The organism is Robertkochia marina (assembly GCF_004799345.1).
GTDB lineage: Bacteria > Bacteroidota > Bacteroidia > Flavobacteriales > Flavobacteriaceae > Robertkochia > Robertkochia marina.
Genome location: NZ_SSMC01000004.1, coordinates 282,704 through 289,426 on the forward strand (window position 1 = coordinate 282,704; position 6,723 = coordinate 289,426).

The following is a 6,723-nucleotide window of genomic DNA, read 5'->3' on the forward strand; positions in this document are numbered from 1 at the left end:
CAGTGCTCATGAGAATAGTTCAACAGGAGATAAGTTTTCATCCGCATCCCAGGGGTTTTCACCTGGTCACCGACCAGATCGTAAAAGCCTTGCCGGAACTGCATACTATAAAGAACGGATTGCTTCATGTGTTTATAAAACACACCTCGGCCTCTCTCTGCGTTAATGAAAATGCCGATCCTACGGTGCGGACTGATTTCGAAAGTCACTTTAATGAAATGGTTCCGGAAAATGCCCCTTATTATATTCATACCTATGAGGGTCCAGATGATATGCCGGCTCATATAAAGGCTGCCCTTTTGGGGAGTTCGGTGACGGTTCCGGTAACCGACGGCCAATTAAACATGGGCACCTGGCAGGGTATCTATCTCTGTGAACACCGAGACCGTGGTGGTTCCCGGAAGCTGGTACTGACCTTGCAGGGAATTTAAACCGGGGTTTTAGCTTTTACCAATGCTTCCAGCACTTCTTCCACTCCTTCATGATCGTTGCTTCCGGTTTCAAAACGGGCGATTTCCTTCACTTTTGGATGCGCATTTTGCATGGCGTAACTGAAATATCCGCGCTCGAGCATTTCCAGGTCATTGTTATAATCGCCAAAAACCATGGTCTCTTCAGTAGAAACTCCCATTTGCTGTTGAATGAGCGACACGGCCCGGCCTTTATTAGCCTCGGGGTGGGAGATGTCTACCCAGTGCTTTCCTGAGACCTTGACCAGCAGATCGCCTTCCAGTTCTTGTACTTCCGGATAGATAAACTGTTCTGAATCTTCATAGTGATACAATGCCACCTTCATGATACCGGAAGGATCAACACTGTTAAGATCGCCGGTTATGTTGTATTTATGGTAGTATTCTTTTAGAATATTGGTGAATTTGGAATCGCCGTTTTCAATATAGGCGCCGTCTTTCCCGCATAGAATGATCTCGGCATTATTGACCTTTCTGGCCTTGTTGACGATCTCTGATAAATGGGTTTCCGGTAAACCGGTAAAGAGTAGTTCCTGTTGATCCCTCTTTGCCAGTCCTCCGTTCTCGGCAACAATGGTGATCTCTGAGGCAATACGCTCCAGTTTGTGTTTGATGCTATGGTACTGTCGGCCGCTGGCCGCTACGAAATGTATATGATCTTTTAACTCCCGGTATAACGCAAAGAATCGTTGACTGACCTCTCCTTTAGAGTTTAAAAGGGTGCCGTCCATATCAGTGACCACTAGTTTAACCTTGTTCAGATCCATAATCATATCATTTTCAGAAAAGCAAAAGTAGTAAGGAGGCGGTCGGAATTCGTTAAGACTATGTTATTTTACTTGGGTAGATGGGTAGATGGGTAGATGGGTAGATGGGTAGATGGGTAGATGGGTAGATGGGTAGATGGGTAGATGGGTAGATGGGTAGATGGGTAGGCGGGTAGGCGGGTAAGCAGGTAAGCGGGTAAGCGGGTAGGCGGGTAGGCGGGTAGGCGGGTAGGCAGATAGGTAATTCGCAACCCTTAGCTCTTAACTTCTAACCCTTAATCCTTGTCACTTGTCACCTGTCACCTGTTACTTGTCACTTGTCACCCGCCAAAAAAAAAGGCCCGGAAAAACCGGACCTTTCATTTAAGCGCGAAAATATATTGTTAAACGTTTACTTTACTTTCTCAACAATTGCTTTGAACGCATCAGGGTGGTTCATAGCCAGGTCGGCAAGCACCTTACGGTTAAGCTCGATACCATTGGCTTTTACTTTCCCCATGAATTGCGAATAAGACATTCCGTGCAATCTGGCACCTGCGTTAATACGGGTGATCCAAAGGGCTCTGAATGTTCTCTTTTTATTTCTACGGTCTCTGTAAGCATATGACATTGCTTTTTCAACCGCATTCTTGGCAACCGTCCAAACGTTTTTACGTCTACCGTAGTAGCCTTTAGCTTGCTTCATTACCTTTTTTCTACGGGCTCTTGAAGCTACAGAATTTACTGATCTTGGCATAATTTTAAATTTTTTGTAGCAGGCGCTCAGAAAATCTGAGACTTTTATTGGGCCTGACTCCAGGGTTAAACAATTTAATGAACCGAAGGAACGGTTACTTCAAACGTAGTTGTTCCTTGATGTTAGACTCATCTGCCTTGTGAACAAGGGTTGAATGAGTAAGTGCAAGCTTACGCTTTTTAGACTTCTTGGTTAAGATGTGACTTTTAAAAGCGTGCTTTCTTTTAATTTTACCGGTACCGGTCAGCTTAAAACGCTTCTTGGCACTGGATTTGGTTTTCATTTTAGGCATAATTCCTAATATTTATCTATTATCGCGCTTAATCTTTATAGGGGTAGCCTTACTTGGTTTTCTTAGGTGCGATGAACATGGTCATACGCTTCCCTTCCAGTTTTGGCATTTGTTCTACCTTTCCAAGATCTTCAAGTTCTGAAGCCAGCTTGAGCAGTAGAATCTCACCTTTATCTTTATACACAATAGAACGTCCTTTAAAGAATACATAGGCCTTTAATTTGGAACCCTCTTTAAGGAATTTCTCTGCGTGTTTCTTTTTAAACTCGTAATCGTGATCATCTGTATTGGGTCCGAAACGGATCTCCTTTACAGTAACCTTTGAAGCTTTTGCTTTCATGGCCTTATCACGCTTCTTCTGCTCGTAAAGGAATTTCTTGTAATCAAGAATTTTACATACAGGAGGCTTGGCGTTAGGAGAGATCTCTACAAGATCCAATCCCAATTCCTCTGCCATGGCTTGAGCTTTCTTAGTAGGATAAACGTCCATTTCTACGTTGTCTCCTACCAATCGTACTTCAGGAACTCGAATCTCCTTATTGATTCGATGTGGGTTCTTAATTTCTCTTCTTGGCTGATTTCGCCGGAATCTTTTAATTGCTATGGCTTAATAATTTTAGTTAAACTTTCTTTTAAAACGACTTTAATGTACGATTGATTTCTGAATTAATCAAATTGACAAAATCTTCAATTCCAATAGACCCGATGTCTTCGCCACCGTGCTTTCTCACTGAGATCGTGTTCTCTTTTTCTTCATTTTCCCCTACAATGATCATGTATGGGATCTTGTTCATCTCAGCCTCACGAATCTTCTTGCCTATGGTCTCGTTTCGATTGTCAACAAGGGCGCGAATTTCGTTATTTTCTAATGAATTTAAAACTTTTTCGGCATAATTTTCATATTTCTCACTGATTGACAGGATGATAGCCTGCTCCGGCATGAGCCACAACGGGAAGTTTCCGCCGGTGTGCTCCAGCAATATGGCAACAAATCTTTCCATACTTCCAAAAGGGGCACGGTGTATCATAACCGGTCTGTGCAGCTTATCGTCGCTGCCGGTGTAGTTCAGGTCAAAACGTTCCGGAAGGTTGTAATCTACCTGGATGGTTCCTAACTGCCAGCTTCTTCCAAGGGCATCTTTTACCATGAAGTCAAGCTTAGGCCCGTAAAATGCAGCCTCCCCGGTCTCTACTACGTAATTAAGTCCTTTTTCTTTGGCCGCATTAAGAATGGCATTTTCTGCTTTCTCCCAGTTCTCGGCACTTCCTATATACTTATCAGGGTTTTCAGGGTCTCTCAAAGATACCTGTGCTGTAAAGTTCTCAAACCCTAAAGATCCGAATACATAAAGCACCAGGTCAATAACGTTCTTAAATTCTTCATCCAATTGCTCAGGGGTACAGAAAATGTGTGCATCATCCTGCGTAAACCCCCTAACCCTGGTCAGTCCGTGTAATTCTCCACTCTGCTCGTAACGGTAAACTGTTCCGAATTCTGCATACCGCTTCGGGAGTTCTTTGTAGCTCCACGGACGGGAGTTATAGATCTCACAGTGGTGCGGACAGTTCATGGGTTTTAATAAGAACTCCTCATCTTCCCTGGGAGTATGAATAGGTTGGAAACTATCTTCTCCGTATTTAGCATAGTGACCTGAGGTTACATAAAGTTCCTTTTGACCAATATGGGGAGACACCACCTGCTCGTATCCGGCCTTTTTCTGAGCCTTTTTCAGGAAGTTCTCGAGGCGCTCTCTTAAAGCAGCTCCCTTAGGCAGCCATAGAGGAAGTCCTTGACCTACCTTTGGTGAAAAGGTAAACAGCTCCAGTTCTTTTCCGAGTTTTCTGTGATCTCTCTTTTTGGCCTCTTCGAGTAGCTCCAGGTATTCTTTCAGATCTTTTTGCTTAGGGAATGAAATACCATATACCCTGGTAAGCTGAGGTTTGTTCTCGTCACCTCTCCAGTAAGCGCCCGCTACTGAAAGTAGTTTTACCGCCTTAACGATCCCGGTGTTTGGAATATGTCCTCCGCGACACAGGTCGGTAAAGGTATCATGGTCACAGAAAGTAATGTCGCCGTCTGTAAGGTTTTCGATCAGCTCAACCTTGAAGTCGTTGTTTTGTTCTTTATAGTAATTAAGAGCGTCAGCCTTGCTTACGTCTCTTAGTTTAAAGTCGTGTTTCCCTCTCGCGATCTCAAGCATACGAGCCTCGATCTTGGGGAAGTCTTTTTCTGAAAAGCTATGCTCTCCAAAATCAACATCGTAATAGAAGCCATTATCTATGGCAGGTCCTATTGTTAAATTCACTCCCGGGTAGAGCTCCTCAATGGCCTGGGCCATGATGTGAGAAGTAGAATGCCAGAAGGCTTTTTTACCTTCGTCATCATTCCAGGTATATAATACAAGATCCCCGTCTGTGGTTAATGGGGTAGTGGTTTCAACCTTTCTTCCATTGAAATTTGCCGAAATAACATTGCGTGCTAATCCCTGGCTGATACTCATGGCAACATCCATAGGAGTGCTGTTCGCTTCGAACTCCTTCACCGAGCCGTCGGGTAGTGTGATCTTGATCATATATATATGAATAGTTAATATTGGGTTGCAAAGATAATAGACAGTAGGTACGCGTACAACAGTTCCTTTTTGAAATAGGTATTTATTTCAGAAAGACTCGGGTTTTAATTTATATATTTAACCGATCTATTGAACTTTCGATAGCCCGGCCCGAAAACAAGCCTTTTTGAAAGTTGAAAAAGTAAGAGTTATTAAGATTCAAATCCCTGCGTAACCAACCTATGATCTCAAGTTTACGATCCCGATATTTTATAGTGCTGCTATTGAGCTATGTACTCGTTTCCTGTTCTGATGATGAAATGCCTGAAGTTACCGAAGATCCGGTAGAGCCTCCTGTAGAGAATGAAACTCCGGATGAAGGCGGGTCTGATATTGAGTTTGGAGTGCTGATCAATAACAAGTCCTTAAAGGCCGATGATTATGTACTGGTAAACGACCCCGGTAATAATAAGGTATATCTGATGGATAAGGATGATGCTTCGGTGGTGTTTGATTGGGCGTTGCCTCAGCATTTAGGGAATGATGCGAAGTTACTTGATGATGGTTTGCTGTTAGTGTCGATGAGGGCAGAGGAGCCTGCATTTAAGTTTGGAGGTTATGGAGGTAAACTGCAGTTGCTGGATAAAAATGGTGCCGCAATGTGGAATTATGATCTGAGTACAGAGAACCTGGTGGCACATCATGATGTGATCCTGTTGCCGAATGGTAATGTGGTTACCATGTTATGGGAGCGGTCAGATGCAACACTTGCTTCTTCATTCGGATATGCCGGGGAGCAACCTGAGATATATACGGAGACCCTGATAGAGATCAACCCTCAAACCAACGAGGTGGTCTGGCGATGGGATTCCCGTGATCACCTGGTGCAGGATGCGCTGCCCGATGGTGGAAATTTCGGGGACATTGGCGAAAGTGTAAGGAAGATCAATATCAATTATAAGGATGAAGCCATTGCCTCTATACCTGATAATGGGGATGTGATGCATGCTAACGGAATCACCTACGATGAGAAGAATGACCTTATATATATGTCTGTGAACTATTATAGTGAGGTATGGGTGATAGATCACAGTACTACCACCGAAGAGGCGTCGGGTAGTACGGGAGGTAATTATGGAGTAGGGGGAGACCTGGTTTACAGGTTCGGGAACCCTTCAGCCTATAATAATACTATGGGGCAGCGTTATTTCTATAATAATCATACCCCCAGAATAATTCCGGAAACCGATCATTTCCTGGTTTACATGAATGGTAATCATACCGAGGGGCCTTCGGTGGTCTATGAGTTAGACCTGCCGGATAACCTGAACCTGGCGCCCGGGGCAGATAATGAGCCTTCTGTAGTATGGGAGTTCTCTCACCCTGATATGTACTCCGCCAAGGTATCGGGAGCCGAACGTCTTTCAAATCAAAATACCCTGATCGCGGTAGGCACCTTTGGCTACTGGGAGGTAACCCCGGAGAAAGAGGTGGTATGGCAATTCAGGCAAGAAGGCTTTTTCTGGAGAGGTTATCCCGTAAGTAAGGGAGATCCGGTGCTGGAGATCCTTGGGGTTAATTAAGGCTTTCTTGTAATAAGCCCTCCCTCTCCCTCTGGGAAGGGGAGTCACTACCACACGATAGTAGGATAGGATAACGAATCCTTCTCCCTTTGGGGAGGGCTGAGCGTTTAGAAAACAGGCACTGGCTGTTTTTAGCGAAGGAGCCAGCCGGCGCGAGGGAGCAATGCCGAGGGTGTTGACGGATGGGGGCTTCTTCCTCCAAATATCTTTCGCTTTACTCGTTTCATTTTTAACTCCTTACAAATACTCTTCAAATTTTAACACCCAAAAGCTTGGAGGGAAGCAAAAACCCGTCTTATATTTGCACCCGCTTTGAACAACAA

General features: G+C 44.3%; 7 protein-coding genes. 2 read left to right on the plus strand and 5 right to left on the minus strand.

All coding sequences use genetic code 11. The features are described 5' to 3' along the window. Positions 1 to 8 precede the first annotated feature (8 nt). Complete coding sequence (locus E7Z59_RS15020; RefSeq protein ID WP_136337169.1) at positions 9 to 431, plus strand: secondary thiamine-phosphate synthase enzyme YjbQ; 423 nt, start codon at positions 9 to 11, stop codon at positions 429 to 431. Here the strand turns inward: E7Z59_RS15020 and E7Z59_RS15025 are convergent. The 5 genes from E7Z59_RS15025 to thrS all read right to left on the minus strand — a co-directional run bounded on the left by E7Z59_RS15025 (position 428) and on the right by thrS (position 4,838). After that, the gene (locus tag E7Z59_RS15025; protein ID WP_136337170.1) at positions 428 to 1,237 is read right to left on the minus strand and encodes an HAD family hydrolase; all 810 of its coding nucleotides are present in this window, start codon (positions 1,235 to 1,237) and stop codon (positions 428 to 430) included. The two genes, E7Z59_RS15020 and E7Z59_RS15025, sit on opposite strands and share 4 nt — an antisense overlap. A 391-nt stretch (positions 1,238 to 1,628) precedes the next feature. Continuing rightward, positions 1,629 to 1,973 carry a 50S ribosomal protein L20 gene (gene rplT, locus E7Z59_RS15030; RefSeq protein ID WP_136337171.1) on the minus strand — a complete coding sequence of 115 codons (345 nt, stop codon included), beginning with the start codon at positions 1,971 to 1,973 and terminating at the stop codon, positions 1,629 to 1,631. 94 nt (positions 1,974 to 2,067) lie between these two features. Beyond that, on the minus strand, positions 2,068 to 2,265 hold the full coding sequence (gene rpmI, locus E7Z59_RS15035; RefSeq protein ID WP_136337172.1) for a 50S ribosomal protein L35: 198 nt from the start codon (positions 2,263 to 2,265) through the stop codon (positions 2,068 to 2,070). Between the two features lie 49 nt (positions 2,266 to 2,314). Then, entirely contained in the window at positions 2,315 to 2,809 is a 495-nt protein-coding gene (infC, locus tag E7Z59_RS15040) for a translation initiation factor IF-3 (RefSeq protein ID WP_168731319.1), read from the minus strand. A gap of 88 nt (positions 2,810 to 2,897) precedes the next feature. After that, positions 2,898 to 4,838, minus strand: a complete 1,941-nt coding sequence (gene thrS, locus E7Z59_RS15045) for a threonine--tRNA ligase (protein ID WP_136337174.1) — start codon at positions 4,836 to 4,838, stop codon at positions 2,898 to 2,900. 221 nt (positions 4,839 to 5,059) lie between these two features. Between thrS and E7Z59_RS15050 the strand changes: the two genes are divergently transcribed. After that, positions 5,060 to 6,400 carry an aryl-sulfate sulfotransferase gene (locus tag E7Z59_RS15050; RefSeq protein ID WP_136337175.1) on the plus strand — a complete coding sequence of 447 codons (1,341 nt, stop codon included), beginning with the start codon at positions 5,060 to 5,062 and terminating at the stop codon, positions 6,398 to 6,400. Positions 6,401 to 6,723 lie beyond the last annotated feature (323 nt).

What these genes read in the sequence shown, in the direction of transcription:
- E7Z59_RS15020 (WP_136337169.1), top strand. Translation starts at nt 9, where the DNA reads ATGAGAATAGTTCAACAGGAGATAAGTTTTCATCCGCATCCCAGGGGT.
- E7Z59_RS15025 (WP_136337170.1), bottom strand. Translation starts at nt 1,237, where the DNA reads ATGGATCTGAACAAGGTTAAACTAGTGGTCACTGATATGGACGGCACC.
- rplT (WP_136337171.1), bottom strand. Translation starts at nt 1,973, where the DNA reads ATGCCAAGATCAGTAAATTCTGTAGCTTCAAGAGCCCGTAGAAAAAAG.
- rpmI (WP_136337172.1), bottom strand. Translation starts at nt 2,265, where the DNA reads ATGCCTAAAATGAAAACCAAATCCAGTGCCAAGAAGCGTTTTAAGCTG.
- thrS (WP_136337174.1), bottom strand. Translation starts at nt 4,838, where the DNA reads ATGATCAAGATCACACTACCCGACGGCTCGGTGAAGGAGTTCGAAGCG.
- E7Z59_RS15050 (WP_136337175.1), top strand. Translation starts at nt 5,060, where the DNA reads ATGATCTCAAGTTTACGATCCCGATATTTTATAGTGCTGCTATTGAGC.